The sequence below is a fragment of the Streptomyces sp. NPDC051051 genome, from assembly GCF_040682975.1.
Lineage (GTDB): Bacteria > Actinomycetota > Actinomycetes > Streptomycetales > Streptomycetaceae > Streptomyces.
The window spans coordinates 104,393-130,210 of sequence record NZ_JBFBCB010000001.1; the positions used below are offsets into that span (position 1 = coordinate 104,393).

Here is a 25,818-nt window from a genome sequence, read left to right on the forward strand (position 1 = left end):
GTCAGCGGGCCGCCGGCAGGGTGAACGCGTACACCAGTGCCTCCTGGCGGGTCCTCACCACCAGGTCGGTGATCTCCAGCGGCCGTGCGTACTGGTCGTGCACGTGCCGGGTCACCCGCATCGACGCGGCGTCGTCCGGACGGGTGATGGCGTCCCGGTGGTGCAGGGTCAGCCCGGCCCGCCGCATCCAGTCGTAGACGCGCCGGAGCTGTGGGGAACCGGTGGTGTCGGTGCGGTCGCGGTAGCGGGCGAGTTCCTCGACCTCCGCGAGGGCCACCGTCGAGAAGGAGGTCACGGCCGTGCGCAGGGCGCGGCCGTCGGCGTCCGTCGACTCGTAGCGGTGGACCAGCGTCGGCCGGTGCGGGGCGAGGTCCAGCGCGGTGGCGTGCCCGGGCGGGGGCGGCTCCCAGCTCAGCGCCGTGCGGTCCACCGCGCAGGAGTCGTCCGCGGCCCGGGAACCGACGGGGAAGGCGAGCCAGGCCGGGTCGGCGACCGGCGCTCCCGGCAGGACGGCGTGACTGCCGCGCCGGTCGGTGGCGACCTGTCCGTCACGGCGCAGCACCTCCAGAGCCTGCCGGACGGTGACCCGGCTGACCCCGAAGTGCTCCGCCAACCGCCGTTCGGCGGGCAGGCGTTCACCGGGCGGGATGGTGCCGTCGCGCAGCTCGCCGAGCAACTCCTTCGCTATCCGCCGGTAGAGGGGCTGATCGTGGGGGATGGTGCGGGCCATGCCGCGCGCCTCCTGTGGTGACGTGCCGTGCGGGCTTGTGCACCACCAGATCTAGCATTGGTCTAAACCACCAGGGAAGGGCGGGCGGCCCGAACGGCCGAAACCGGACCGCCCGCCGCCCCCTCGCAGCGCGCTGTACACGGCCTCCACCAGCGCCGTCTTCCGTGGATCATCGACGATATGAGGCCCCATGCGGTTCATCACGTAGCCCAGCGACAGCCCGGCCTCCGGGTCGGCGAGACCGCACGAGCCGCCGAAGCCGTCGTGTCCGAAAGCGCGCGGGTTGGGTCCGTAGGAGCCGTTCGGGCCGCTCAGCCACAGGCCGAGCCCGATCTCCGTGTCCTGGGCGAGGCCGGCGCCCAGCACCAGGTCCCGGCAGCTGCCCTGGCCCTCGCGCACCCGTTCGGCCGCTTCGGGGGACAGGACGCGCCGACCGCCGGGGGAGCCGCCCGCCAGCACGCCGTACAGGGCGGCGACCGCCCGCGCGGTGCCGTGGCCGTTCGCGGCCGGAATCTCCGCGGCCCGCCAGGCGGGGGTGTTCGCCTCCTCGGCGCCCGCCGGGGGATTGGCCAGCGCGGCGACGGCCGCGGGCGCCAACCGGCTGAAGAGGGCGGCCTGTTCACTGCTCGACGCGGCGGGCGGGTGCACCAGCTCCGCCGCCCGCCCGGCCTCCCCCTCCGGCAGTCCGATGGTGAAGTCGATCCCCAGTGGACCCGTCACCTCACGCTCCAGGAAGGCGCCCGGCAGCAGCCCCGTGACGCGCCGCACGACCTCACCGACCAGGAAGCCGTAGGTGAGCGCGTGATAGCCGGACCGGGTGCCCGGTTCCCACCAGGGCTCCGTCGCCGCGAGGCGGGCGGTGGTCAGCTCCCAGTCGTAGAGCTGCTCCAGCGTGTGCGGCTCGCGCAGCCCCGGCAGTCCGGCGCGGTGCGACAGCAGGTGCCTGACGAGGACGCCCTCCTTGCCGGCCGCGGCGAACTCCGGCCAGTACGCGGCGACCGGGGCGTCGAGGTCGAGCAGCCCCCGGTCGGCCAGGATGTGCGCGCACAGCGCGGTCGGTCCCTTCGAGGTCGACCACACGTTGACCAGCGTGTCCCGCTCCCACGCGCGCGTGCGTGCCCGGTCGGCCCAGCCGCCCCACAGGTCGGCCACGGTCTCGCCGCCGACCGTGACGGCCACGGCGGCACCCAGTTCACCCCGCTTCCGGAAGTTCTCCTCGAACGCGGTGCGCACCGCCGCGAAACGCTCGTCGCAGTGGCCGTGCACCTCGGGCACGTGCTCGGTCATGGGCCCTCCCTGATCCGCCGGGGCCCCGGACCGCAGCCCCGCGGCCCGGAACCCCCTGAACATACCGACTGGTCGGACGGGAAGGAAGGCGGCGGTCAGGACCTCACGCGTACGACCGCAGCCAGCGCACCTTGGCGGCCTCGTGGTACGGGCCCCCGCCCTCGTGGTCGTTGAAGTCGTACACCTCGATCGTCCGGTCCTCGTGCGCCCACGCGTTGAAGGCCGCGAACACCGTCGACGGCGGGCACGTCTGGTCCTCCAGGGCCACCGAGAACAGGGCCGGCGCCGAGCCGCGGGACGCGAAGTGCACGCCGTCGAAGTAGGACAGGGTGCGCAGCGCGTCCTGCGTGCGGCCGCGGTGCGTCTTGAGGAACAGGCCGATCTCCCGGTACGGGTGACGATCCGTCAGCGTCGCCGCGCGCGGGAAGTCGCACAGGAACGGCACGTCCGGCGCGACCGCCGTCAGGTCCGGCACCAGACCGCCCACGGCGATCGTGATGCCGCCGCCCTGGCTCGCGCCGAGCGCCACGGTCCGCGTCGCGTCCGTCAGCGGGTGCGAACGGGCCGCCTCGACGGCACGCACCGCGTCGGTGAACACCCGGCGGTAGTAGTAGTTCTCGGGAGCGTCGATGCCCCGGGTCATAAAACCGGGGAATGCCGGCCCGGCGCCCACCGGATCGGCGGTACCGCCACCGCCACCCCAGGCGCTGCCCTGACCGCGGGTGTCCATGATGAAGTGCGCACGCCCCGTCGACGCCCACAGCAGGTGCTCGTGGGGCAGGCCGCGGCCCCCGCCGTAGCCGACGAACTCCACGACCAACGGCACCGGTTCCTCCGTCGCCGCGGGCAGGGTCAGCCAGCCCTTGACCGGGTGCCCGCCGTACCCGGCGAACGTCACGTCGAACACCCGCACCGTCGCCAGCCCGGTGTCGACCGGCTCGAAGCGGGCGTCCAGGTCGTGCTCGCGGGCCTCCTGGAGGGTCTTGGACCAGAACGTGTCGAAGTCCTCCGGCTCGGCGGATCCGCTGCGGTACTCGTGGAGTTCCTCCAGGGACAGGTCGAACAGGGCCATGAGCAACCGCCTTGTGATGAGTGGCCGTACGGATGATCACACCGTACGTGGGCGGTGGTAGCGCTTACTAGACCCCGGACCAGGCCCGAAGCCGCCCCGGCCGCTGCCCTCAGTCGCTGCGCCGGCTCCACTCGGGCCCCGTGCGCGCCCACTCCCGGTCCCATTCCGCCAGCCGGTGCCGCAGTGCCACCCGGCGCACGACCGCGTGCCCGAGGAGCACCGCGGCGGCCGAGCCGCCCGCAGTGGCGACCCCCAGCGTCAGTGTGTGCTGCCACACCGCCGTGCCGTCGGGCGGCGGCGGGACGCTCCGGCCCCGGGCGTCGAACCACACGTCGACCCGGTCTCCCCGGTGGGTCCCGGCGGGCACGAGCGCGGTGGTCGTCCGCGGGCCCGTGCCGGGCTCCGTCCAGCGCACGGCGATCCGCGAGCGGTGCTCCCCGACGCCCTCCGCCGTCGGCGGCGTGTCCGGCGGCCGGCCCACGACCTCGGCCCGCACCCGGTGCCGCTCGGCCCGCTGCTCGGCCGCCACCGCCCGCGCGTCCTCATGGGCCCACCGGCCGGCGAGCGCCCCGGCGAGGGGCGCGCCGATCAGGACGAGTACCGCGACCACCAGCACCGTCCACGCCTCCACGACGTCCGACCGGCGCCGCAGGGGGTTGTGCCGCCGGCGCCTGTCGAGCAGCATGCTTCGCATGCCGACCTCCTCGCTGTCACGAGGACGAGTGCCCACGAGGAGTGGACACCACCTACAGGAGGAATCGTTTCACCTTCGCGACGGGCCGGAGATGTCGAAGCCGGCGGCGCCCCGGCCGGAGGTGCCGCAGGCCGGCCCGGGACCGGGGGAGGCAGGGCCGGCGCCGCCCGTCCCCGCCTCGGAGAGCGGACCACCGGGGATCGTCAGCCGAACCGCTCGATCCGGATCCGGTCCACCGGCTGCCCCGCCGCCACCAGCAGCCGTGAAGCGTGCTCGGCGAACCCGTTGGACCCGCAGACGTACGCCTCCCAGCCGCCCTCCGGCCGCTCCGCGAACAGCGGCGCCAGACGGTCGGCCGTGAGCCGGCCCACGGGCGTGCCCGCCGGTGCGCTCCGCGTGAACACGGGCGTCGTCTCCGCGCCGTACTCGCGCGCGTAGATCAGTTCCTCAGGGCCGCGCGCGGACACCAGCAGCCGCAGCGGCACCGCCAGACGGCGGGCCCGGTGGTGGCGCACCATCGACATCAGCGGCACGACCCCGGAGCCGGCGCCGACCAGCAGCGCGGGCCGGTCGCCGGGCCAGGCGAAGAAGCCGCTCAGCGGACCGCGGACCTCGATCGCGTCGCCGGGCGCCGCCACGGTGTGGAACCAGCCGGACACCTCGCCGCCGTCGACGTGGTCCAGGGTCAGCTCGATGTGTCCGGCGTCGTCGGGCGCCGAGGCGATCGAGTAGTGCCGCTGGGCGAGATAGCCGTCCCGGGCCCGGAGCCGCACCATCAGGTGCTGCCCCGGCAGGTGCCCCTCCCAGTCGGGCACCGCGAGGCGGAAGGTGGCCGCGTACGGCGTCTCGCGGCGGATCTCCGTGATCGTGGCCGTCTGCCACACCGACGCGGCCCGCTCGCTGACGGCGATGCGGTCGGGCACCGCGAACCGGGTCGGCGGGGTGAAGGTCTCAGTCACCGGAGTACCTCTGCTCCTCCCAGGGGTTGCCCCGAGCGTGATAGCCGTTCCGCTCCCAGAAACCCGGCTCGTCGTGGTCCAGGAGCCGCAGTCCGGCGATCCACTTGGCGCTCTTCCAGAAGTACAGGTGCGGCACCAGCAGCCGCGCCGGACCGCCGTGCTCGGGGGAGAGCGGCTGCCCGCCGTACTCGAAGGCGATCCATGCCCGGCCGCCGGTGAGGTCGGCGAGGGGCAGGTCGGCGGTGTACCCGGTGTGCGAGTACGCGACGGCGTGGGTCGCGGACGCCCGCGGCCGGACCGCGTCCAGGAAGGCGTCCAGCGACACGCCCCCGAACCGCACCCCGAACTTCGACCAGCCGGTGACGCAGTGGATGTCGCCCTCGTAGGCGGAGGCGGGCAGCGCGTGCGCCTGCTCCCAGTTCCAGGTGCGGGGCGCGTCCACCAGCCCGTCGATGCACAGGCTCCAGTCGGCGGGCGCGATGTCGGGCGTGACCTCGGCGGACAGTACGGGCCACTCGTCGCGCGCGTCGTACTGGCCCGGGGGCAGGCCCGGGTTGTCGACGCGCGGGCGTCCGGTGAAGCCTCGGGTGACGTTCATGGGGTTCCAGCGTGAGGACGGCGGTTGCTTACGCATTCAACCGTACGGGCAAGTCAGCCGTGCTCCGAATCCGTCCGGCCGTCGATCGTGAAGCGCGTGTGAACACTGCGGTGCCCGGGGAACAACCGTCCCGCGATCCCCCTTGCACGAGTCGTTCCGTGCCGGATCCGGCGGTCCGCCGGTCCGGCGGCAGCGAAGGAGAGTGGGAGCAATGCCGAAGGCGTACGCCTTCACGCGCCACGGCGGCGCGGAGACCGAGGCGCCTCTCGACGTGGACCGGCCCGGTCCTGACCCCGGCCGGGCACCCGCCGCGGCGCACACGGGTGCGGTCCCCGGCGTCCGGGAGCGGCGCACGGGCCACCGGCGTTCCGCCGGCGGCGCCGAGCGCGTCGTCCCCGCCGTCCCGGGGAACGAGGCCGCCGCTGCGGCGACCGACCGGGCGGAGCGGACCACCACGGGCGCCCCGCCCGAGGAGGCGGAGCGGCCCGGCGGCACGCGCTTGGCCCGCGACGCGACGGTCCTGCGGGCGCTCACCGGCCTCGCCGGCCGTGGCACGCCGGACCCGCGCGCCCCCCGGACCGGCCCGCCGGAGCGGGCGGGCCGGGCCCTGCGCGAGGTCGAGGACGGCCACGCCCGCCGCAGGGCCGTGAGCGTGACCGGCGGGGCCGTATGAGCCGGACCGCGTCCCGGCACGTCCTGGACAACCCCGCCCTCGCCTCCCTCACCGGCCCGCACTCCCGGTTCGCCGAGCGCCACGGCCGGCTCCTGCGCTATCCCGTCGACATGTCGCCCTGGCTGGCCCTGCCCGACGACCCGGACGCCGACGACTGGGCGGACCTGGCCGCGCTGGCCGGCCCCGGCGGGGAGGTCCCGCTGCTCGGCTTCCACGGGGAGGTGCCGGCCGGCTGGGAGACCACCCAGCGCATCGAGGGCGTGCAGTTCGTCGACGACGGGCTGGCCGCCGCGCCGGACGCCGAGGCGGTCCGCCTCGGCCCCGCCGACGTCCCCGACATGCTCGACCTCGTGGCCCGCACCCGGCCCGGCCCCTTCGAGCGCCGCACCGTCGAACTCGGCACCTATCTCGGCATCTACCGCGAGGGCGCCCTCGTCGCCATGGCGGGCGAGCGCCTGCACCCGCCGGGCTGGACCGAGATCAGCGCCGTCTGCACCGACCCCGCCGTCCGGGGGCAGCGCCTCGCCACCCGGCTGATCCTGGCCGTCGCCCACGGCATCCGCGAACGCAGCGAGACCCCGTTCCTCCACACCGGCGCCGCCAACACCGGTGCCATCCGCCTCTACGAGTCCCTCGGGTTCCGCCTGCGCCGCAGGACGGCGTTCCTGGCGGCACGGGCCCCCGAACGGGATGCGGCGCCGGCGGCGTAGCCGAGCCGGGGGAGCGGGGCCGGTGCGGAGTCAGCCTTCGTCCGGCGCCCCGCCGCCGCCCCCGGACCGGCCCCACGCGTTGTACCGCGCCAGGTACTCCGCGAACCGCTCCAGATCGTCCTCCGGCCACCCGGCGAGCCGTTCGCGGAAGGCCGCGCGGCGGCTCTCGGTGACCTGGGCGAGGATGGCGCGGCCCGCGTCGGTGAGGTGCAGGACGTGCACGCGATGGTCCGCGGGGTCCCGGCGCCGTTCGATCAGCCCGGCCCGTTCCAGCGCGGAGACCTGGCGGCTGACGGTGGACTTGTCCAGGGCGTAGTGCGCGGCCAGGTCGGTGGCCCGGCGGCCGCCGCTGTCCTCCAGGTGACCGAGCAGCGTGTACGACACCAGGGACAGCTCGGGATGCAGCCGGCCGGCCGAGGCGCGGGCCCGCCGGGCGAAGACCGTCATCTCGCGCTGGATGGTCTCCACCGCCTCGTCCGCGTCCACCCGGTCTCCTTCACCACTGCCTCGGCCACCTCGTTGCACCGTACAACTTGACGCGGGGGTGCGCAGGCGCGGGACGATCGGCGGTCCCCCCGGCGGCAGTTCGGATAGGGTGGCCGACGGCCGCGGACGCCCCCGGCCACGAGCGACCGAGGAGGTGGGACCCATCACCGCAGTGTCAGGTCGGGTGCTCTCCCCCCGGAACGGCGCGGACCGCCGCCGGGCGACCGCGAGAGCGCCCTTCGGCTTCCGAAAGGCTCTCGGCTTCCATGCCTCCTCTTCCCTCTTCCGCTCCCTCGTCCCCCTTTCCCGGCTCTCCCGGCTCTCCCGTTCCCTCCCCGTCCCCGTCCCGTGACGCCGTCGTCGTGGCGCTGCGCGCCGCCGGCTGCGTCTTCGCCGAGGACGAGGCGGAGCTGATCCTCGCCACCGCCCGCACACCCCGCGAACTCACCGCCATGGTGGAGCGCCGCGTGGCCGGTCTGCCCCTCGAACTCGTCGTCGGCTGGGCCGAGTTCCTCGGGCGGCGCATCGTCGTCGAACCGGGCGTCTTCGTGCCCCGCCGCCGCACCGAGTTCCTCGTCGGCCAGGCCCTGGCCGGGGCCCCGCACGCGTCCGTCGTCGTGGACCTGTGCTGCGGCTCGGGGGCGGTCGGCGCCGCCCTCGCCTCGGCGCTGGGCGGAGTCGAGCTGCACGCCGCCGACATCGACCCGGCCGCCGTGCGGTGCGCCCGCCGCAACGTCGCCGCCCTCGGCGGGCACGTCCACGCCGGTGACCTGTTCGACGCGCTCCCCGCCGGACTGCGTGGCCGCGTCGACATCCTGGCCGCGAACGTGCCGTACGTCCCCACCGGGGACGTCCCCCTGCTGCCGGCGGAGGCCCGTGACCACGAGCCCCTCACCGCCCTCGACGGCGGCGCCGACGGACTCGACGTGCTGCGCCGGGTCGCCGGCGAGGCGGCCGACTGGCTCGCGCCGGGGGGCTGCGTCCTCGTCGAGACGAGCGAACACCAGGCGGCGGACGCCGTCGAGGCGTTCCGGCGGGGCGGTCTCACGGCACGTCCGGCCGTCGACGAGGAGCTGTACGCCCACGTGGTGATCGGGACCAGGGAGTAAGGGGGCGGGGTCAGGTCGCGGCGCCGCCGCCCTCGGGTTCGGGGGAGCGGTCGTCGCGGTCCCAGGGCCCGTGCCCCGGCGATCCGGAGTGCCGCTCCCGGTGGTCCGGATGGTCCTGGTGATCCATGTCGCCGAACGTGCCGGACAGGACCCGGTCGGCCGTCCGCTCCGCGTCGTCCCCGTCGCCGGTACGGGAGCCGGTGACGTACACCGTGTCGCCCTTCTTCAGGGTGCCTGTGCCCGTCCCGGAGCCGCCGTCGGTGCGGACGCGGGTGTCGTCGTCCACCGTCCATGTCCAGGAGGTGCCGTCCTCGCTCCTGACGGTGATCCGGTCGCCGTCCGTCTTCCCGACGGTGCCGCGCTGCCACACGCGGACGATCCACTCGCCGGAGTCGCCGTCCTTGACGGTCGCCTCGCCGTGCACCGCCTCCCCGCCGAGGCCGGACCACGGTCCGCCGTGCCCGTGCCGGAACCCGTCGGGCGACCAGGACGCCGACGGGGTCCCGCCCGGTGCGCCGTCCGACGTGCCGCCGGACGTCGCCGCGTACGCGACGGTGCCTCCCAGGGCCAGGACCGCGACGGCCGTCGCCGCGGCCACCGTCCGGCCCCGGCCGGACAGCCGCCGCCGGCGGGCCGGTGGCGAAGCGCTTCTCCGCTCACCGCCGGGCCCCGGGAACACCTCGGCCTCTTCCGGATCGCCCATCACGATCCACCCTCCTCGGTCCGACGGACCACCCCTCCCTGTGATTGTCGGAGGCGTGCGGTAAGGAGGGAGTAACGAACACCTGTGAATCGGGGCGTACGGCGTCACAGTGCCCGTGCGCGCGCCACGAGCAGGGCCACGTCGTCGTGGTTGTCGGGGTGGTGCAGCTCCCGCAGCAGCAGGTCGCACAGCTCCTCCAGCGGGCGGTCCGGGTCGTCGAGGAGCGTCAGCAGCAGTTCCAGGCGCTCGTCGAGGGAGTGCGTGCGCGTCTCCACCAGCCCGTCGGTGTACAGCACGAGCTGGTCGCCGGGGCCGAAGTCGACGTCGGTCGAGGAGAAGGCCACCCCGCCCACCCCGAGCGGTGCCCCGGTGGGCAGGTCGAGCAGCTCCGGCGGGTGTCCCTCCCGTACACGGGCGGGCGGCAGGTGCCCGGCGTTGGCGATCCGGCACCGCCCGAGGCGCGGGTCGTGGACGACGTACAGGCAGGTCGCTATGAAGTGGTCCAGGCCCGAGGTGATCCGGTCGAGGTGCTCGAGGAGCACCGCCGGATCGAGGTCGAGGGCGGCGAGCGTGGCCGTGGCGGTGCGCAGCCGGCCCATCGTGGCGGCGGCGTCGATGCCGCTGCCCATGACGTCGCCGACGACCAGGGCGGTCTTGCCGTCCGCCAGGGGGATGACGTCGAACCAGTCGCCGCCCACCTCGGTGGTCGCGCCGGCCGGCTGGTAGCGCGAGGCCACCTCCAGGCCGCCCGTCACCGGCGGATGGCTCGGCAGCAGGCTGCGCTGGAGGGTGAGCGCGGTGCCACGGGCGTTCTGGTACCAGCGGGCGTTGTCGATCTGCACGGCCGCACGGGCGGCCAGCTCCCGGGCGAGCAGCACGTCGTCGCGGCCGAACGGCAGCGGATTGCGGGTCCGTTTCAGGTCGAGGGCGCCCAGCACCTCGCCGCGCGCGATGAGCGGCACCGCGAGATAGGAGTGGACGCCCGCCCGCGCCAGGAGTCCGGCGGCCTCCGGGGAGCGGGCGATGCGCACCAGGTCCTCGTCCTTGACCTGTGCCACCATGACCGGCCGGCCGGTGCGCACGCACTCGGTGACCAGCCGCTCGGGCCCGTAACGGGCGGTCCGGCCGGGCGGATCGGCCGCGCTCAGGGCGTCCGGCGCGTCGGCGGCGCGGACGGCCAGGGCGCGGATCACGGCGGGCTCCGAAGGCCCCAGGCTGGTGCGCCGGCCCGCCACGACCGCGTCGAGCAGGTCCACGGCGGCGACGTCGGCCAGCTCCGGAACGGCCACGTCGGCCAGCTCGTCGGCGGTGCGTTCCAGGTCCAGGGTGGTGCCGATGCGGGCTGAGGCGTCGGCGATCAGGGCGAGGCGGCGGCGCGCTGCCTCGGTCTCGATGCCGGCGCGGTACCGGTCGGTGACGTCGACGACGGAGAGGGCGACGCCCAGCACGGTGTCGCGGGCGTCCTCCAGCCGGTACAGCGACACGGACAGGGCGTGGTCCTGGTCGGGGTCCGCGGGGGTACGCCCGATCGTCGGCCGGTCGACGACCGGCACCCCCGTCCGCAGCACCTCGCGGGCCGCCGACTCCAGGGCCCCGGCGTCCAGCCGAGGGAGCACGTCGGGGACGGTCCGGCCGAGGTGCTCCCCGGCGGGGACGCCGTCGATGCGCTCCAGCGCCGGGTTGACCGACACGTACCGCAGCCGGGTGTCGAGCACGGCGAGGCCGATGGGGGACTGGGCGACCATGCGCGTCGACAGGGCCACGTCCCGCTCCAGGCGGCGCACCGTGGAATGGTCGGCGGCCAGACCGAGGGCGTAGACGTCCCCGTGGACGTCGACGAGCCGCATGTTGCGGAACTCCACGAGGCGCGTGCTGCCGTCCTTGCGCCGGACGGGGAAGGCGCCCTCCCAGCTGCGGCCGGTCGCCATGACGTCGGTGAACAGCTTCACGACCAGTTCGACGTGCTGTTCGTGGACCATCACGTGGGCGGCGTAACGTCCCAGCGCCTCCGCGGCCGGGTAGCCGAACAGCTCCTCGGCCTGCGGGCTCCACAGCACGATGCGGCCCTCGGCGTCCAGCACGACGGAGGCCACGTTGAGCACGTCCAGCAGGCCGCTGGGCCCCGTCGGGCCACCGGCCTCGGCCGCGGTCGATCCGGCTGCACTCATGCCACGCACCGCCTCCGTACGTCGACGCGGCACGTCGTCCCCCGTGCCGACTCCTCCAGTTCTACCGCGCCGAACCGTTTTCTCCCACGCCTGGGGCACCGTTCCCATGCTCCTCCAGCACGGCGGCGCGCGCCGTTCTCCTCATGGTCCACACCGGTCCATTCGATTGGTCTGTACATGACCACCGAAGTTGGCCACACTGTCCGCCGAGCGCGCACCCCACCCCCCGTCAGAGGAGACCCATGCCCCTGCGCCCTGCCCGCGGACGCCGTCACACCCTGCGCACCGCCCTGATCGCCCTGGCCACGGTCACCGCCGCGGCCCTCGGCGCCGCCCCGCCCGCCGCGGCCGCCGACACCTGGAACGAGGTCGGCTCCGACCGTGCCGACCCGTTGACCGAGAGCCAGGGCCTGGCCTCGGTCGAGGTCCCCGCGAACAGCGCCAACCGCTACACCGGCGTCGGGACCATCCCGTTCGGGGTGAGCACCCGCGGCTGGAACCACGTCGGCGACCCCGACGCCTCCTACGACGGCCACTACATCGAGCCCTACCAGCGGGACTCCGGCACCTCGAAGATGTACCGCGTGCAGGCGCCGGGCGGCGCCTGGTCGGAGTACGTGCACGCGCTCGGTCCCGGCGAGGCCCTGAACAACTCCTGGGTGGCCGTCGCGCCGGGCGGCCAGTGGATGCTCACCGGGGAGTGGGGCACCATGACCCGGCTGATCGTCCTGCCGACCCCCGGCGTCAACCCGAGCACCTCGCCCTCGGCGAACCTGCCGCAGGCCTCCACGGTCCACCTCGACCACGCGGTGCGCGACGTCCAGGGCTGCGACTTCACCGGCCCGACCACGCTGCTGTGCTCCTCCGACGACCCGGCGGGCACCCTCTTCGGCATGACCAAGCCGCTGCTCCAGATCGACCTGTCGGCCGAACCGGGCGGCTCCGGTGACGTGAACGGCCATGTCGCCGCCCTGCGTCAGGTGCCGTTGCGCAGCTCCTGCTCGGGCTCCTTCGAGACCGAGGGGATCGACTACGACCGGCGCACCGGCACCCTGCGGGTGATCGTCGTCTCGCCCGGTTTCTGCGTGCTGACGGACAGCAAGACCTACCGCTTCACGCGGTGACGCCCGCCCCGGGCGCGGGGCGTCGCCCGGCTCCCCGGCGCGGGGCGTGGTCGGGCCCCGGGCGGGCCGTTCAGGTGGTGCCCGCCCGGGGAAGTGGTGCTTTTCTTGGGATGTGGCGCGGTTCGCGGGGAACCCGCGACATCGCGCCACCGCCACGAGAGGAGCGATCACGATGGACCGCGAGCGATCCCATCCGGAGTCCGTCAGCCTCGAGATCAGCGACTGCAGCAAGGAGGACGCGCGGATCGTGTTCGACACGCTGTGCGCCTGCTTCGCGTCCGACCGCTGTGCCGACGACGTGCCCGAACAGGTCGACGAGACCCGTCCGATGGTGTGGCTCGGCACCTTCGAGGTCAGCGACGTGCAGGACTGCGCCCGCCCGGCCCGGCTGTCGTCGTCGGTCACGGCCGACGTCCAGGGCGGCTACTGGGCGATCGAGCGGTTCCGCGCGACGCTGGACTCCATGTTCCGGGTCAAGGACCTGTCCTCCGCCTCCGGCGACCAGGAGACGGAGCTGCACCTGCTGCTCGAGAGCCGGTGACGTGCCGGACCGGCGACGCCGGAAGCGGGTGACGTGAGAAAGGCGACTCCGAGGCCATTGTGCAACTAGTTGCACAACCCGTGCGCGGTCCTCTACAACTACAGGGGCACGACACCGCGCACGGAGGGCCCCGATGAGCCGATACCCGCACCTGCTGAGCCCGCTCGACCTGGGCTTCACCACCCTGCCCAACCGCGTCCTCATGGGCTCGATGCACGTGGGCCTGGAAGAGGCCGAGCACGGCTTCGCGCGCATGGCGGAGTTCTACGCCGCCCGCGCGCGCGGCGGGGTGGGCCTGATCGTCACCGGCGGCATCGCCCCCAACGACGAGGGGCGCCCCTACGAGGGCGGCGCCAAGCTCACCACCGACGAGGAGGCCGAGCAGCACCGCACGATCACCGAGGCCGTGCACCGCGAAGGCGGTCGCATCGCCCTGCAGATCCTGCACTTCGGCCGCTACGCCTACCACGAGGACCTGGTCGCGCCGAGCGCGCTGCAGGCGCCGATCAGCCCGCACGTGCCCCGCGAACTGACGGACGCCGAGGTCGAGCGGACCATCGACGACTACGCCCGCACCGCCCGCCTCGCCCGGCAGGCCGGCTACGACGGCGTCGAGATCATGGGCTCCGAGGGCTACCTCATCAACGAGTTCATCGCCCTCCAGACCAACCGGCGCACCGACCGCTGGGGCGGCTCCTACGAGAACCGGACGCGCTTCCCCCTCGAGATCGTGCGACGCGTGCGCGAGGCGGTCGGCGAGGACTTCATCGTCATCTACCGGCTCTCGATGCTCGACCTGGTCCCCGGCGGCTCCACGCTGGACGAGGTCGTCACCCTGGCCAAGGCCGTCGAGGCGGCCGGGGCCACCCTCATCAACACCGGCATCGGCTGGCACGAGGCCCGCATCCCCACCATCGCCACCTCCGTGCCCCGCGGCGCCTACACCTGGGTGACCAAGAGGCTCATGGGCGAGGTCTCGATCCCGCTCGTCACCACCAACCGCATCAACACCCCCGAACTCGCCGAGCAGTTGCTCGCCGACGGCTGCGCGGACATGGTGTCGATGGCCCGCCCGATGCTCGCCGACCCCGACTTCGTCAGCAAGGCCGCGGCGGGCACGCCGGAGGCCATCAACACCTGCATCGGCTGCAACCAGGCCTGCCTCGACCACACCTTCAGCGGCCGGATCACCTCCTGCCTGGTCAACCCGCGCGCCTGCCACGAGACCGAGCTGGTGCTCAGCCCGACCCGGCGCCGCAAGAGCGTGGCGGTCGTCGGCGCCGGACCCGCCGGACTCGCCTGCGCGGTCTCGGCGGCCGAACGCGGCCACGCCGTCACGCTGTTCGAGGCGGCGGCCGAGATCGGAGGCCAGCTCAACGTGGCCCGCAAGGTCCCCGGCAAGCAGGAGTTCGACGAGACGCTGCGCTACTTCCGCCACCAGCTCGACGCCCACGGCGTCGACGTACGCCTCGACACCTTCGTGAACGCCGGCGACCTGGCGGACTACGACGAGGTCGTGGTCGCCACCGGCGTCAGCCCGCGCACCCCCGACATCCCCGGTATCGACCACCCGAGCGTGGTCGGCTACCTCGACGTCCTGCGCGACGGCGCCCCCGTCGGCGACCGTGTCGCGATCCTCGGCGCGGGCGGCATCGGCTTCGACGTCGCCGAGTTCCTCACCGACGGCGGCGACAAGGCGAGCGAGGACCCGGCGGCGTACTTCCGGCAGTGGGGCGTCGACATGGACTACCGGGCGCCCGGCGGCCTCGCCGCGCCCGAGCGGAGCGCCCCGCCCCGCACCGTCCACCTGCTGCAGCGCAAGACCGGCAAGGTCGGCGCGGGCCTGGGCAAGACCACCGGCTGGATCCATCGCACCGAACTCAAGCACCGCGGCGTGCGCATGGTCCCCGGCGTGCGCTACGACCGCATCGACGACGCCGGCCTGCACGTCACCGTCGGCGAACAGAGCACCGTCCTGGAGGTCGACACCATCGTGCTGTGCACGGGCCAGGACCCGCGCCGCGACCTCTACGAGGAGCTGGTCGCCGCCGGGGTGAGCGCGCACCTCATCGGCGGTGCCGACGTGGCCGCCGAGCTGGACGCCAAGCGTGCCGTCAAGCAGGGCACGGAGCTGGCGGCGGCCCTGTAGGGGCAGCCCCGCCCGTCCATAGGATGAGCCCATGTCACTCCCGCACGCGATCCTCACCGCTCTGCTCGAGAAGCCGTCGTCGGGGCTGGACCTGACCCGCCGGTTCGACAAGTCGATCGGCTACTTCTGGTCGGCGACGCACCAGCAGATCTATCGCGAGCTGGGACGACTGGAGGCCGAGGGTTTCATCCGCGCGCTGCCCGCCGAGCAGCCGGCCCGCGGACAGCGCAAGAGCTACGAGGTCCTGCCCGCGGGCCGTGCCGAACTCCAGCGGTGGACGGCCGCGGCGCAGGACCCCAAGCCGCACCGCGACGCGCTGCTGCTGCGGCTGCGGGCCGCCGCCGTCGTCGGCACCGCGGGCCTCGAGGCCGACCTGCGCCGCCATCTCGACCTGCACCGGCGACAGCTGGCCGAGTACGAGGAGATCGAGAAGCGGGACTTCCCGCCCGGCGACGACAGCGCGCAGGTCAGGCTCCAGCACCTGGTGCTGCGCGCCGGCATCGAGCTGGAGACCTTCTGGACCCAGTGGCTGGCCGAGGCGCTGGAAGGCCTGCCCGGCCCCGCCGAGCAGGCACCGTAGGCCGGGCGACGGGGGCGGGCTCACGGCGCCGGATCCGCCGCGGTGGCCGCGGCCTCGGGCGGCGCGCGGCGGATGGCGGCCACCGGGCTTGCGTGCTGTGCGCGGGCCGGCCCGCGCCGGTCACGGCGACGGGGAGGTGTTCAGAGCCGGTACGGCTTCGTGCGGCGGCGCAGGAACCAGGCCGTCGCGATGACACCCGTGCCGACCAGGACGCCGCCCGCCACGAGCGTGACGGTGCCGTAGTCGCGGGTGGCGCCGCCCATGCCGCCCAGCACGCCGCGGGTCGGCGAGGCCGTCGCGGAGATCGTCGGCGTGGTGGCGGGTGACACGATCACGGACTGGGTGCCGGCGGTGCCGCCGCTCGAGCACATCACGACGACCGTGTGCGTGCCCTGGGAGACGTTGGACCAGGCCGCGGACTGGCTGACGCTGGTGCCCGACAGGGCCACCTGGCGGCCCTGGGCGAAGTTCGCCTGGTTGCTGTCGAGCAGCGCCGCCGTGCCCCAGCTGCCGTTGATCTGGGTGCACGCACTGGTCACCACGGACACCGTGGAACCGGACGTGCTGACGGAGATGCCCGAGGCCCGCGCGGCGGCGGGCTGGGCGGTCACGGCGAGGGGCAGCGCGGCGGCGGCGGCCATGGTCAGTCCGCAGCGGGCGAGGAAGGGGGAAGTGCGCATCGGGTGTCCTCCGGCGGCACGGTTGGCGACCTTGCGCCGCCGAGGGTCGGGTACGCCCGTGCTGCCATCAGGGGCAGCCAACGTCCGCCCGGCCCGGCCCGCACCCCGGCCGCCGCCGGGCAGGTGACGGATTCCACCGGACGGCGCAGAACGGCACCCCGCCCGCTTGCGCTCCCGCGGCCGGACCGCTGGGGTCAGTGTGCGCCCGTGCTCCCCGTGGTCACCGCCCGCTCCGCGGAGAACGCCCCCCACGTGCCGTCCGGCAGCCGTGCCCGCAGCCGCACCCGGTGCCCGGCACCGGCCTCGCGCCCCGCGTAGAAGCTGTGGGCGGCCCTGCCCCGCGGCGGTGCCCCGCCCCAGACCAGCGAGGTGACCGGCTGCCCGTCGAGCTGGATCTGGTACTCCGTGACCGTCCCGTCCAGCCGCGGCGGCATCCAGGACAGATCGATGTAGTACGCCCCGTCGGCACGGTGGGTCGTCGCCCGGAAGTCCGCCGGTGCGGTGTCCTCTCCCCCGTCGCCGTCCGGCGCGGTGCTCAGGCGCACGGCCGCGCCGGCGGGGGAGAGGTTGCCGGCCGCGTCCCGTGCCCGGACGGTGAAGGAGTACCGGGTGCCCGGCCGGAGCCCCGTCACCACGGTCGCCGTCTGGCTCCCGCCGGCACTGTGGATCTTCGTCCCGCCCTGGAAGACGTCGTACGACACCACCCCGCGGTCGTCCGCGGCCGCCGTCCAGGACAGCTGGACGGCCCCGCTGCCCGCCGCCCGGCCCGTGGTGCCGCCCGGCCGGGTCGGCGCCGAGCGGTCCGCCGGGACCACCGCCGGAGTCGTCGCCCGCGCCTCCCGGCTGGGCGGCCCGAGCCGGCCCCCGGCGTCGCGGGCCCGGACGGTGAAGACGTAGGCGGTGGACGGCGTGAGGCGGGTGACGTCGAGCATGCGCCCGGAACCGGGCACGTCCGCGACCTTCGAGGCGCCCCGGTACACCTCGTAACCGCTCGCCGCCGGGAGCGCGTTCCACATCACGTGCACACTGGTCGCGCTGCCCGCCTCGGCGGTGACCCCCGTCGGCCGCCCCTCGTCACCGTCGCCCGGCGCGGCGCAGCCGCAGCACAGGGCGAGGATCCCTCCGCACAGCACAACGCGTCGCACGGCTTCGCCTCCCGGCCCGGTACGGCGGCAATGGTCCGGACCAATATGGCGCGTCGGCGTGAGCACATCAAGAGGGAGGTGCGGCACGGGGTTGGCGAGCGGTCCGGGGAGTTACGTATGCTGAACCTCCCCACGGCTGAACACCGCCTGCAGGCAAGGCAGTTCATGCCGGCGACGCGGGCCGCTGTCGTCGCTGATCCCGCGTCGGCGGGGCTGCCGGGCGGCCGGTGCCGGGAAGGCGCCGGCCGCCGCTCCCCGTCGTACCGTCGGAAGATCCGCGGTGCGCGCAGGTCGTCGGAACGTCGGCACCATTGCTCCGTACGGCCCTGGGGGACTGGACCCCGGACGGGACCGGCCTCAGATTGGGCCGGGTGTCCGTCCCTGTCCCCGACGAGAGGGTTCCCCCACGTGCGTGTCCAGTCGCTGACGCTGGCCGTGGCCGGCCTCGCCCTGCTGGCCCCGGTCCCCCCGCCCGCCGCCGCGGTCCGGGCCCTCGAGGTCCCCCGGAGACCGGCGGCGCGGCAGGAGGGTTCCGTGAGCGCCTCGGCACTGCTGGCCCGGGTGAGTGCCTGCGCCCCGGTCTCCCGCGGTCGCTACCGCACGGATGCCGGCGCGCCCGCCACGGTCCCGGTCTGCGGGACCGACGGCGCGGTCTTCTGGACGGCCGACATGGACATCGACTGCGACGGACGGCCCGGCCCGCGCTGCAACGGCAGCACCGACCCGCTGTTCTCGCCCGCCACCGCCTTCCAGCAGTCCGACGGCCGCCACCTGAGCGCGGAGAGCCTGCCGTTCATCGTCGTGCCGGGCGTGAGCGACCTCTGGAACCACCGCGACCACGGAGTGCGCGGCGGGAGCGTCGCAGCCGTCGTCCACGGCGACCGGGTCCGCTACGCCGTCGTGGGCGACGTGGGGCCGCCCGAGGTCATCGGCGAGGCCTCGTACGCCGCCGCCGAGGCGCTGGGCATCCGCCCCGACCCGCGCGGCGGCGGCGTGGCCTCCGGCGTCACCTACATCGTCTTCAAGGACTTCCGGGCGACCCCGATCGAGAGCCACGCGGCGGCCGTCGAAGCGGGGGAGCGGCTGGCCCGGACGTTCGTGGCGGGGACGGCCGCGGGCACCCGCCGAGGCGCGGGTGCCGAGGCCTCCGGCGGCGGGTGACGGCGCGGCCCCGGCCCAGCGGCAGGGCCCTGCCCGCCAGGGCGGGACCCATCGGCACGGTTCGGCCCGCCTGTGACGGGGCCCCGTCCGGACGGTTTGCGCCGCCCGGACGGGGCCGCCCGCCCCGAGCGCCCGTCAGGCCTTGCGGTAGGTGTACGCCTCCGAGGCGGCCGCCTCGACCGCGTCCAGGTCGGCTCCCGTGGAGGCCGTGACGACGGCGGCCACCGCCCCCTCCACGAACGGCGCGTCCACCAGACGCGTGCCGTCGGGGAGTTCGTCGCCCTCGGCGAGCAGCGCCTTCACGGTCAGCACGGCACTCCCGAGGTCGGTGAGGACGGCGACCCCGGCACCGCGGTCGACCGAGGCGGCAGCGGCGGCGATCAGCTCCGCGCTCGTGCCCAGCCCACCCGCTTCCGTACCGCCCGCCGGGGCGACGGGCACGGCGGTGCCGCCGCCCGCGAGCCCCTGGGCCAGCTCGGCGACCGAGGCCGCCACCTGCGCGCTGTGCGACACGAGCACGATGCCCACCAGCTTGTCGTCGGTCATGGCCGCGCTCACTCCCCGTTCGCTTCCGCGAGACCCGCGACCAGCAGCGCCGACGAGGTGGCGCCCGGGTCCTGGTGTCCGATGCTGCGCTCGCCCAGGTAACTCGCCCGGCCCTTGCGGGCCTGCAGCGGGACGGTGTCGAGGGCGCCCTGTTCGGCCGCGGCCCGTGCCGCCCCGAAGCCGTCGCCCAGGGCGTCCACGGCGGGCACCAGCGCGTCGATCATCGTCGCGTCGCCCGGCGCCGCCCCGCCCAGCCGCATGACCGCGTCGACCCCGGCGCGGAACGCCTGCGCGAACTCCTCCTCGCTCACCTCGGCCGCGTCCCCGAGCGCCTTGCCGGTGCCGCGCAGCAGCGTGCCGTACAGCGGTCCGGACGCCCCGCCGACCGTCGAGATGAGCCGGCGCCCGGCGAGGACGAGGACGGCTCCGGGGACCGCGGGGGGCTCCTTCTCCAGGGCGGCGACGACGGCGGTGAACCCCCGCTGGAGGTTGCTGCCGTGGTCGGCGTCGCCGATCGGCGAGTCGAGAGCGGTGAGCCGTTCCGCCTCGCGGTCGACGGACGCGGCGGTCGCCGTCATCCAGCGGCGGAAGAAGTCGACGTCGAGCACGGGATCTCCTTGCGTGGTCGGTACGTTGATCGCTTGCGTCCGCCTGATCACATGCCCCAGCGCAGCCCCGGCGTCCGTACGGGCGCGTCCCACAGCCGCAGCATCTCCTCGTCGACCTGGCACAGGGTCACCGAGGCGCCGGCCATGTCGAGGGACGTCACGTAGTTGCCGACGAGCGTACGGGCGACGGCGACCCCGCGTTCGCCGAGCACCCGCTGGACCTCGGCGTTGAAGCCGTACAGCTCCAGCAGGGGCGTCGCCCCCATGCCGTTGACCAGGACCAGGACCGGGTTGTGCGGCGACATGTCCTCCAGCAGCGCGTGCACCGCGACGTCGGCGATCTCGCCGGACGTCATCATGGCCCGCCGCTCCCGGCCCGGTTCGCCGTGGATGCCGATGCCCAGCTCCAGCTCACCCTCGGGCAGGTCGAAGGTCGGGCTGCCCTTGGCGGGGGTCGTGACGGCGCTGAGCGCGACGCCGAAACTGCGCGAGTTCTCGTTGACCTGCCGGGCGACCGCCTCGACCCGCTCCAGGGGCCGGCCCTCGTCGGCGGCCGCGCCCGCGATCTTCTCCACGAACAGCGTCGCGCCGGTGCCGCGCCGCCCGGCCGTGTAGAGGCTGTCGGTCACCGCGACGTCGTCGTTGACCAGTACTTTCGCGACCTGGATGCCCTCGTCCTCGGCGAGTTCGGCGGCCATGTCGAAGTTGAGCACGTCGCCCGTGTAGTTCTTCACGATGAACAGCACGCCCGCCCCGCTGTCCACCGCCGCGGCGGCACGCACCATCTGGTCGGGCACGGGGGAGGTGAACACCTCACCGGGACAGGCCGCCGACAGCATCCCCGGCCCGACGAACCCCCCGTGCAACGGCTCGTGCCCGGACCCGCCCCCGGACACCAGCCCCACCTTCCCCGCCACCGGTGCGTCCCGCCGCACGATCACCCGGTTCTCCACGTCCACGGTCAGTTCGGGATGCGCGGCGGCCATCCCCCGCAGCGCGTCGGCGACCACGGTCTCCGGGACGTTGATCAGCATCTTCATGGGGATCTCCTAATGAGCTTAGTAGGCGGCCTTCGGCCAGTGTTTTCGCTGTTCAGAGTGGTTCGGTTGGTTCTCGGTCCTGGCGGTCCGTAGCGGTCGGGAGCGGGTGGCGGCGGTACTGACGCTGACTTCGGTGGCGCTGCGTCAGATTCTGCGACGGATCGACGGCATGCCGACCGGAGTCCTACAGAGGCAGTATCGACCTTGCGGCGGTGAAGGTCACGTGGGCGGTGTCCCGGGCGGACCGCTGAGGGTGATCGGCTTCCGGCAGCCCGCCGAAACCGTCGGCCCCGGAGCGGTCCGGATCTCGCTCTGCCCGGCCGCTCGGCGGCAGGCAGCGGTCGGGCTCTGCGGCGAGCGTTCGCGCTCCCGGCCAGGCAGCGGGACCGGCCGACATCGTCCTGCGTGTCCCGAGCTCGCCCGCTGTTTCCGCAGGACGGCGATCCGACGGTCGTTGCCAAGCGTTCCGCCAGGACGCTTGGCGACTCGACGAGGACCGGGCGCGCGAGCAGGGCGGTCCGACGACATGAGGGGGAACGCCCCGACCCTCGCCGGACCGGTGGCCATCGTCACCGGTGCGGGATCGGGCATCGGGCGGGGGCGGAGTCCGACTGGTCGTGGTCGTCCCGGTGGTGCCGGATGCTCAGGACCCACCCCGCTCGCGGGGGATCTTCTCCCCGGCCTCGATCGCCACGGGCAGCCGGTTCTCGGCCGGCGGCAGCGGGCAGGTGGCCAGGTCGGTGTAGGCGCACGGCAGGTTCGTCGCCCGGTTGAAGTCCAGGACGACCGTGCCGTCGGCGGCGGGCGGGTCGAGGGCGAGGGCCCGGTTGGCCGCGTAGGTGGTGACCCCGGAGGTCGCGTCGGTGAACAGCACCAGCAGGCTCCCCGGGCCGTGTCCGGGGAACGCGGTCAGTGCCAGGGGGCGTCCCTCCAGCACGAACTCCACCCGGCCCGGCGCGTCGTACACGTGTTCAAGGCCTTCGACCGCCGCGCCCACGGTCGTCGGCCGCGGCTCGTCGAAGGCGGTGTAGCGGCCGGTCACCGCCCAGCGGGGATGCGGGGTGTAGGCGGGCGTGCCGGTGAAGGCGGAACGCAGGGGGGCGTCAGGGTGCCGGGGACGGACGATGTCGTGTCCGCCGCGCTTGGCCACCTCGATCACGGCGTCGCCCCAGACCGCGTCGACTCCGCCGCGCTCCGGGAGTACCCCGAAGCGGTGCTCACCGCGGACGGGGGTTCCGCCCACGACCAGTTCCTCACCGTCGTCGAGAACCACGACGACCCCGTCGGTGCCGGTGGACCAGGCGCCCGGAGCGTCCGGGAAGCGCTGCGGCTCGTCGCCGAGCCAGTGCAGGCCGGTGACCGCGAGGAACCCGTGGGGGTCGGCGAGTCGTGCCTCCCGCCCGGAGTGCCACTCCTGCCAGTCGCGGGTGAAGGCGGACAGCTCTGCGGTGGTGTCCTGAAGAGTCATGTGTGTTTCTTCTCCAACGGGTCGGATGCGGCTGTGGCGTAACGGCCGCCGGGGATCGCCGCGAGCAGCTCGCGGGTGTATGCGTGGCGGGGGCGGGCGAACAGGTCTTCGGCGGTACCCCTCTCGACGATGCGGCCGGCCCGCATGACGGCGACCTCGTGCGCGATCTGGCGTACGACGGCGAGGTCGTGCGAGATGAACAGGTACGCCACCCCGGTGTCGGCCTGCAGTTCGGCGAGCAGGTCGAGGACCTGGGCCTGGACGGACACGTCGAGCGCGGACACCGGCTCGTCGCAGACCACCAGGTCGGGGGAGAGCGCCAGCGCGCGGGCGATCGCCACGCGCTGCCGCTGGCCACCGGACAGCTCCGCCGGGCGGCGCTCCAGCGTCGACGCCGGCAGCGCCACCCGCTCCAGCAGGTCCCGGGCTCGGGCGAGCCGGGAGGCGCGGTCGCCGACCTTGAAGGCACGCAACGGCTCGGTGATCACCTCGCCGATGGAGAACCTCGGGTCCAGCGAGGCGTACGGGTTCTGGTAGACGAGCTGGGCCCGGCGGCGCAACTGCCTCACCCGTGACCCGCGCGCGGTCGTGACGTCGGTGCCGTCGAACACGACGCGCCCGGCGGTCGGGTCGGTCAGACGGAGCACCAGCCGGGCGGTGGTGGACTTCCCGGATCCGGACTCGCCGACCAGGGCCAGCGTGCGGCCCCGGTGGAGGGTGAAGCTGACGTCGTCCACCGCGCGCACACTGCGCGCCGATCCCTTGGAGCGGGGGAGGCGGAACTCCTTGACCACGCCGTGGACCTCGACCAGCGGCGCCGCCTCGGCGGCGGGCGGTGTCGTGACCGTGGCCCGGGGGCGGGCCGTGGCCAGGCTCGGCGCGCCGACCAGCAGCCGCCGGGTGTACTCGTGCCGCGGGTTGTCGAGGACGTCACGGGTCGGACCGGCCTCGACGACCCGGCCCCCGGACATGACCACGATCCGCTGTGCCCGGTCGGCGGCGACGCCGAGGTCGTGGGTCACCAGCAGAACGGCGGTGCCGGACTCCTCGGTGAGATGTTGCAGGTGGTCGAGGATGACCCGTTGCACGGTGACGTCCAGTGCGCTGGTCGGCTCGTCGGCGATGATCAGCCTCGGCCGGCCGGCGATGGCCGTCGCGATCAGGGCACGCTGCCGCATCCCGCCGGACAGCTCGTGCGGATACTGCCGGGCGCGGGTGGCCGCGTCGGGCAGCCCGGCCCGGTCCAGGATCGCGATCGCCTCCGACGGGGCGGAGCGGCGGGTCGCCAGCCCGTGGATGCGCAGCACCTCCGAGACCTGCTCACCGATGCGTTTGACCGGGTTGAGCGACACCGTGGGGTCCTGGGGCACCAGGCCGATCTGTGCACCGCGTACGGTGCGCAGATCGCGTTCGGACAGCGAGGTGAGATCGTGCCGGCCGAAGCGGACCGTACCGGCGTCGATGCCGCCGTTCGCCGCCAGGAGGCGGATGATCGCATGGGCGGTCGTGCTCTTGCCGGATCCGGACTCGCCGACCACCGCGGTCATCTGGCCGGGCCGTACGTCGAGGTCGACGCCGCGCACGGCCTGCACCGTGCCGCCGCGGGTGCGGTACGACACCGACAGGCCCCTCACCTCCAGCAGTGGTTCCGGTGTGTTCGTCAAGTTCCCACCCGTTCCTGGGGCGTTCGTCGTGGGGCCGGTCATCGCTGTCGGGACCATTCGCCGTCCAGCGCCCGCGCGATGCGGTTGGTGGCCAGCACGGTCGCGGCGATCGCCAGGCCGGGCAGTGCGGTGAGCCACCATGCGTTCGCCAGGTGGTTGCGCCCGTCGGAGATCAACGTGCCCCACTCCGGTGCGGGGGGTGGCGCCCCGTAACCGAGGAAGCTCAGCGACGACACGGCCAGGACCGAGGCGCCGAAGTCGAGTGTGGCCAGGACGATCACCGGGCCCGCCGCGTTGGGCAGCACGTGCCGGCCCAGCACCGAGTACCAGCGGGACCCGGACGATCGCGACGCCTCGACGAAGACCGCCTGCCGCACCCGCAGTACCTCCGCGCGCGTCACCCGGGCGAAGCCGGCCACGCCGGCCGCCCCGACCGCGACCGCGACCTTCACCGTTCCGTAGCCCAGTGCCGTGACCAGTGCGAGGGACAGGAACAGCGCCGGGATCGACAGCAGTACGTCGACGAAGCGCATCAGCACGTCGTCGACCCAGCGGCCCACGAATCCGGCGACCAGGCCGAGCAGACCGCCGACCACGAAGGCGACCGCCACCGCGATCAGCGTGGCCCTCAGCGACAGCTGCGCGCCGTGCACCACCCGGGAGAAAAGGTCGCGTCCCAGCTCGTCGGTGCCGAACCAGTGCGCGCCGCCGGGGCTTCGGAAGTTCTGCGACGGCACCCCGTCCAGCGGGTCCCGCGAGGTGAACATCCCCGGCCGAAAGGCCGCCAGCACCACGAGGACCACGACGAGGACCGATGCCACCAGACCGGGGCGGCGCAGGAAGAACCGCAGGACGCGCCGCAGGTCGGGACCTCGCCCGGGACGCGGGCCGATGCCGGGTACGACCGGTGGCGCCGAGCCGGGCGCGGCGCCGGTGGTGACGTCGTCGACAAGGGGCTGGGTCATGCGAAACTCCCCTTCCTTCCGGAGGCCACCACGATCCGCGGGTCGAGGAGCGGATAGACGAGATCGACGGCCAGGTTGGCCAGCACGAAGATCAGTGCCCCGAACACCACGACTCCCTGGACCAGCGGGATGTCCTGGGCCGTGACCGCGGCCGCCGTGACCCGGCCCAGGCCGTCGCGGGAGAACACGGTCTCGACGACCACCGAACCGGCGATCAGCTGCCCGGCCAGCAGCCCGACGACCGTCAGCGCCGGCAACGACGCGTTGCGCAGAGCGTGCCGCAGGTGGATCCGCCACCTGCCCGCGCCCTTGGCCCGGGCGGTCTCCACATAGGCCTGGTCCAGGGCCGTGAGCAGGCTCTTGGCCAGCACCTGTGCGACCTGCGCACCGGTCGGGATCGCCAGTGTCAGCGCCGGCAGCACCAGGCCCCGCAGACCGTCGTTGCCGAACGCCGGGAACCACCGCAGCCGGAAGGAGAACAGCTCGACGAACAGCAGCCCCACCCAGAAGGTCGGCACCGACACGCCGAGCGGCGGCAACGACAGCAGCAGTTGCCGCAGCCACCGCTGCGAGGTGTAGGTCGCCAGCACCGCGAGACCGCCGCCGAGGACCACCGCGAGCAACAGCGCCGTACCGGTCAACGCCAGGGTCTGCGGCAGTGCGTCGCCCAGGGTCGAGGTCACCGGACGGCCGGTGGAGACCGAGTCGCCGAAGTCCCCGCGCACCGCGTTGCCGAGGTGGTCGGCGTACTGCGCCAGTACCGGCTTGTCGAAGCCGTACTCGTGTCGAAGCCTGGCGAGCTGCGCCGGATCGATCTGCGCCGAGTCCGCTCCGGCACCGGCCATCGCCGACACCGGATCACCGGGCAGGAAGTCCAGCACCAGGAACGAGACCGTGTAGGCCGCCCACAGCACTCCGAGCGCCTGCGCGACGCGTTTGATCACGTAGCGGAGCATGT

The 25,818-nt window shown here is 74.1% G+C and carries 25 protein-coding genes and 1 pseudogene; 8 read left to right on the forward strand and 18 right to left on the reverse strand.

Annotation, left to right across the window (positions count from 1 at the left end):
• Position 1 precedes the first annotated feature (1 nt).
• The 6 genes and pseudogenes from AB0N31_RS00515 to AB0N31_RS00540 all read right to left on the reverse strand — a co-directional run bounded on the left by AB0N31_RS00515 (position 2) and on the right by AB0N31_RS00540 (position 5,340).
• Entirely contained in the window at positions 2-730 is a 729-nt protein-coding gene (locus AB0N31_RS00515) for a GntR family transcriptional regulator (protein ID WP_366056079.1), read from the reverse strand.
• 126 nt (positions 731-856) lie between these two features.
• A pseudogene (locus AB0N31_RS00520) lies at positions 857-2,017 on the reverse strand (serine hydrolase domain-containing protein); the annotation flags it as partial.
• A gap of 103 nt (positions 2,018-2,120) precedes the next feature.
• Positions 2,121-3,089 carry an acetylxylan esterase gene (locus tag AB0N31_RS00525; protein ID WP_366056080.1) on the reverse strand — a complete coding sequence of 323 codons (969 nt, stop codon included), beginning with the start codon at positions 3,087-3,089 and terminating at the stop codon, positions 2,121-2,123.
• A gap of 109 nt (positions 3,090-3,198) precedes the next feature.
• Positions 3,199-3,783 (reverse strand): hypothetical protein, encoded by a 585-nt coding sequence (locus tag AB0N31_RS00530; RefSeq protein ID WP_366056081.1) that lies wholly within the window; start codon positions 3,781-3,783, stop codon positions 3,199-3,201.
• A 203-nt stretch (positions 3,784-3,986) separates the two neighbouring features.
• A complete protein-coding gene (locus AB0N31_RS00535; RefSeq protein WP_366056082.1) occupies positions 3,987-4,742 on the reverse strand; it encodes a ferredoxin reductase in 756 nt (251 codons plus the stop codon).
• Entirely contained in the window at positions 4,735-5,340 is a 606-nt protein-coding gene (locus tag AB0N31_RS00540) for a sulfite oxidase-like oxidoreductase (RefSeq protein ID WP_366056083.1), read from the reverse strand. The genes AB0N31_RS00535 and AB0N31_RS00540 overlap by 8 nt, the downstream gene beginning before the upstream one ends.
• Before the next feature lie 211 nt (positions 5,341-5,551).
• Here AB0N31_RS00540 and AB0N31_RS00545 point away from each other — a divergent pair, with 211 nt between their 5' ends.
• Entirely contained in the window at positions 5,552-6,013 is a 462-nt protein-coding gene (locus AB0N31_RS00545) for a hypothetical protein (protein ID WP_366056084.1), read from the forward strand.
• Positions 6,010-6,723, forward strand: a complete 714-nt coding sequence (locus tag AB0N31_RS00550) for a GNAT family N-acetyltransferase (RefSeq protein ID WP_366056085.1) — start codon at positions 6,010-6,012, stop codon at positions 6,721-6,723. Before AB0N31_RS00545 ends, AB0N31_RS00550 begins: the two co-directional genes overlap by 4 nt.
• A gap of 30 nt (positions 6,724-6,753) precedes the next feature.
• Here AB0N31_RS00550 and AB0N31_RS00555 read toward each other — a convergent pair whose 3' ends face one another.
• The gene (locus AB0N31_RS00555) at positions 6,754-7,209 is read right to left on the reverse strand and encodes a MarR family winged helix-turn-helix transcriptional regulator (RefSeq protein ID WP_366056086.1); all 456 of its coding nucleotides are present in this window, start codon (positions 7,207-7,209) and stop codon (positions 6,754-6,756) included.
• A gap of 266 nt (positions 7,210-7,475) precedes the next feature.
• Here AB0N31_RS00555 and AB0N31_RS00560 point away from each other — a divergent pair, with 266 nt between their 5' ends.
• Positions 7,476-8,318 (forward strand): putative protein N(5)-glutamine methyltransferase, encoded by an 843-nt coding sequence (locus tag AB0N31_RS00560; protein WP_366056087.1) that lies wholly within the window; start codon positions 7,476-7,478, stop codon positions 8,316-8,318.
• A gap of 10 nt (positions 8,319-8,328) precedes the next feature.
• Here the strand turns inward: AB0N31_RS00560 and AB0N31_RS00565 are convergent, their stop codons facing one another.
• Positions 8,329-9,021 carry a hypothetical protein gene (locus AB0N31_RS00565; RefSeq protein WP_366056088.1) on the reverse strand — a complete coding sequence of 231 codons (693 nt, stop codon included), beginning with the start codon at positions 9,019-9,021 and terminating at the stop codon, positions 8,329-8,331.
• Between the two features lie 104 nt (positions 9,022-9,125).
• A complete protein-coding gene (locus AB0N31_RS00570) occupies positions 9,126-11,189 on the reverse strand; it encodes a SpoIIE family protein phosphatase (RefSeq protein ID WP_366056089.1) in 2,064 nt (687 codons plus the stop codon).
• 242 nt (positions 11,190-11,431) lie between these two features.
• Between AB0N31_RS00570 and AB0N31_RS00575 the strand changes: the two genes are divergently transcribed.
• The 4 genes from AB0N31_RS00575 to AB0N31_RS00590 all read left to right on the forward strand — a co-directional run bounded on the left by AB0N31_RS00575 (position 11,432) and on the right by AB0N31_RS00590 (position 15,583).
• Complete coding sequence (locus AB0N31_RS00575; protein WP_366056090.1) at positions 11,432-12,313, forward strand: hypothetical protein; 882 nt, start codon at positions 11,432-11,434, stop codon at positions 12,311-12,313.
• Between the two features lie 172 nt (positions 12,314-12,485).
• The gene (locus AB0N31_RS00580; protein WP_366056091.1) at positions 12,486-12,854 is read left to right on the forward strand and encodes a hypothetical protein; all 369 of its coding nucleotides are present in this window, start codon (positions 12,486-12,488) and stop codon (positions 12,852-12,854) included.
• A 133-nt stretch (positions 12,855-12,987) separates the two neighbouring features.
• Positions 12,988-15,003 (forward strand): NADPH-dependent 2,4-dienoyl-CoA reductase, encoded by a 2,016-nt coding sequence (locus AB0N31_RS00585; protein ID WP_366056092.1) that lies wholly within the window; start codon positions 12,988-12,990, stop codon positions 15,001-15,003.
• A 31-nt stretch (positions 15,004-15,034) separates the two neighbouring features.
• Positions 15,035-15,583 carry a PadR family transcriptional regulator gene (locus tag AB0N31_RS00590; protein ID WP_366056093.1) on the forward strand — a complete coding sequence of 183 codons (549 nt, stop codon included), beginning with the start codon at positions 15,035-15,037 and terminating at the stop codon, positions 15,581-15,583.
• 140 nt (positions 15,584-15,723) lie between these two features.
• Here the strand turns inward: AB0N31_RS00590 and AB0N31_RS00595 are convergent, their stop codons facing one another.
• Positions 15,724-16,263 (reverse strand): hypothetical protein, encoded by a 540-nt coding sequence (locus AB0N31_RS00595; RefSeq protein ID WP_366056094.1) that lies wholly within the window; start codon positions 16,261-16,263, stop codon positions 15,724-15,726.
• A gap of 194 nt (positions 16,264-16,457) precedes the next feature.
• Positions 16,458-17,393 (reverse strand): fibronectin type III domain-containing protein, encoded by a 936-nt coding sequence (locus AB0N31_RS00600; RefSeq protein ID WP_366056297.1) that lies wholly within the window; start codon positions 17,391-17,393, stop codon positions 16,458-16,460.
• A 423-nt stretch (positions 17,394-17,816) separates the two neighbouring features.
• Between AB0N31_RS00600 and AB0N31_RS00605 the strand changes: the two genes are divergently transcribed.
• The gene (locus AB0N31_RS00605; protein WP_366056095.1) at positions 17,817-18,569 is read left to right on the forward strand and encodes a glycoside hydrolase family 75 protein; all 753 of its coding nucleotides are present in this window, start codon (positions 17,817-17,819) and stop codon (positions 18,567-18,569) included.
• 135 nt (positions 18,570-18,704) lie between these two features.
• Here the strand turns inward: AB0N31_RS00605 and AB0N31_RS00610 are convergent, their stop codons facing one another.
• From AB0N31_RS00610 to AB0N31_RS00640, 7 genes are all read right to left on the reverse strand, one after another.
• Entirely contained in the window at positions 18,705-19,115 is a 411-nt protein-coding gene (locus AB0N31_RS00610; protein ID WP_366056096.1) for a PTS fructose transporter subunit IIA, read from the reverse strand.
• 8 nt (positions 19,116-19,123) lie between these two features.
• A complete protein-coding gene (dhaL, locus tag AB0N31_RS00615; RefSeq protein WP_366056097.1) occupies positions 19,124-19,723 on the reverse strand; it encodes a dihydroxyacetone kinase subunit DhaL in 600 nt (199 codons plus the stop codon).
• Positions 19,724-19,770: 47 nt separating this feature from the next.
• Positions 19,771-20,763 (reverse strand): dihydroxyacetone kinase subunit DhaK, encoded by a 993-nt coding sequence (dhaK, locus tag AB0N31_RS00620; protein WP_366056098.1) that lies wholly within the window; start codon positions 20,761-20,763, stop codon positions 19,771-19,773.
• Between the two features lie 643 nt (positions 20,764-21,406).
• On the reverse strand, positions 21,407-22,231 hold the full coding sequence (locus AB0N31_RS00625) for a DUF1684 domain-containing protein (RefSeq protein WP_366056099.1): 825 nt from the start codon (positions 22,229-22,231) through the stop codon (positions 21,407-21,409).
• Positions 22,228-23,952, reverse strand: coding sequence for an ABC transporter ATP-binding protein (locus tag AB0N31_RS00630; protein ID WP_366056100.1), 1,725 nt, complete (start codon positions 23,950-23,952; stop codon positions 22,228-22,230). The genes AB0N31_RS00625 and AB0N31_RS00630 overlap by 4 nt, the downstream gene beginning before the upstream one ends.
• Positions 23,934-24,860 carry an ABC transporter permease gene (locus AB0N31_RS00635; RefSeq protein ID WP_366056101.1) on the reverse strand — a complete coding sequence of 309 codons (927 nt, stop codon included), beginning with the start codon at positions 24,858-24,860 and terminating at the stop codon, positions 23,934-23,936. The genes AB0N31_RS00630 and AB0N31_RS00635 overlap by 19 nt, the downstream gene beginning before the upstream one ends.
• Positions 24,857-25,816 (reverse strand): ABC transporter permease, encoded by a 960-nt coding sequence (locus AB0N31_RS00640; RefSeq protein WP_366056102.1) that lies wholly within the window; start codon positions 25,814-25,816, stop codon positions 24,857-24,859. Before AB0N31_RS00640 ends, AB0N31_RS00635 begins: the two co-directional genes overlap by 4 nt.
• Between the last annotated feature and the right edge of the window lie 2 nt (positions 25,817-25,818).

Bases quoted from the DNA above. Each gene is read 5' to 3' on its own strand.
- AB0N31_RS00575 (WP_366056090.1), top strand. From the start codon at position 11,432: ATGCCCCTGCGCCCTGCCCGCGGACGCCGTCACACCCTGCGCACCGCC.
- AB0N31_RS00625 (WP_366056099.1), bottom strand. From the start codon at position 22,231: ATGACTCTTCAGGACACCACCGCAGAGCTGTCCGCCTTCACCCGCGAC.
- AB0N31_RS00585 (WP_366056092.1), top strand. From the start codon at position 12,988: ATGAGCCGATACCCGCACCTGCTGAGCCCGCTCGACCTGGGCTTCACC.
- AB0N31_RS00635 (WP_366056101.1), bottom strand. From the start codon at position 24,860: ATGACCCAGCCCCTTGTCGACGACGTCACCACCGGCGCCGCGCCCGGC.
- AB0N31_RS00530 (WP_366056081.1), bottom strand. From the start codon at position 3,783: ATGCGAAGCATGCTGCTCGACAGGCGCCGGCGGCACAACCCCCTGCGG.
- AB0N31_RS00515 (WP_366056079.1), bottom strand. From the start codon at position 730: ATGGCCCGCACCATCCCCCACGATCAGCCCCTCTACCGGCGGATAGCG.
- AB0N31_RS00550 (WP_366056085.1), top strand. From the start codon at position 6,010: ATGAGCCGGACCGCGTCCCGGCACGTCCTGGACAACCCCGCCCTCGCC.
- AB0N31_RS00610 (WP_366056096.1), bottom strand. From the start codon at position 19,115: ATGACCGACGACAAGCTGGTGGGCATCGTGCTCGTGTCGCACAGCGCG.
- AB0N31_RS00545 (WP_366056084.1), top strand. From the start codon at position 5,552: ATGCCGAAGGCGTACGCCTTCACGCGCCACGGCGGCGCGGAGACCGAG.
- AB0N31_RS00590 (WP_366056093.1), top strand. From the start codon at position 15,035: ATGTCACTCCCGCACGCGATCCTCACCGCTCTGCTCGAGAAGCCGTCG.
- AB0N31_RS00570 (WP_366056089.1), bottom strand. From the start codon at position 11,189: ATGAGTGCAGCCGGATCGACCGCGGCCGAGGCCGGTGGCCCGACGGGG.
- AB0N31_RS00525 (WP_366056080.1), bottom strand. From the start codon at position 3,089: ATGGCCCTGTTCGACCTGTCCCTGGAGGAACTCCACGAGTACCGCAGC.
- AB0N31_RS00580 (WP_366056091.1), top strand. From the start codon at position 12,486: ATGGACCGCGAGCGATCCCATCCGGAGTCCGTCAGCCTCGAGATCAGC.
- AB0N31_RS00560 (WP_366056087.1), top strand. From the start codon at position 7,476: ATGCCTCCTCTTCCCTCTTCCGCTCCCTCGTCCCCCTTTCCCGGCTCT.
- AB0N31_RS00630 (WP_366056100.1), bottom strand. From the start codon at position 23,952: ATGGTCCCGACAGCGATGACCGGCCCCACGACGAACGCCCCAGGAACG.
- dhaK (WP_366056098.1), bottom strand. From the start codon at position 20,763: ATGAAGATGCTGATCAACGTCCCGGAGACCGTGGTCGCCGACGCGCTG.
- AB0N31_RS00565 (WP_366056088.1), bottom strand. From the start codon at position 9,021: ATGGGCGATCCGGAAGAGGCCGAGGTGTTCCCGGGGCCCGGCGGTGAG.
- AB0N31_RS00595 (WP_366056094.1), bottom strand. From the start codon at position 16,263: ATGCGCACTTCCCCCTTCCTCGCCCGCTGCGGACTGACCATGGCCGCC.
- AB0N31_RS00640 (WP_366056102.1), bottom strand. From the start codon at position 25,816: ATGCTCCGCTACGTGATCAAACGCGTCGCGCAGGCGCTCGGAGTGCTG.
- AB0N31_RS00540 (WP_366056083.1), bottom strand. From the start codon at position 5,340: ATGAACGTCACCCGAGGCTTCACCGGACGCCCGCGCGTCGACAACCCG.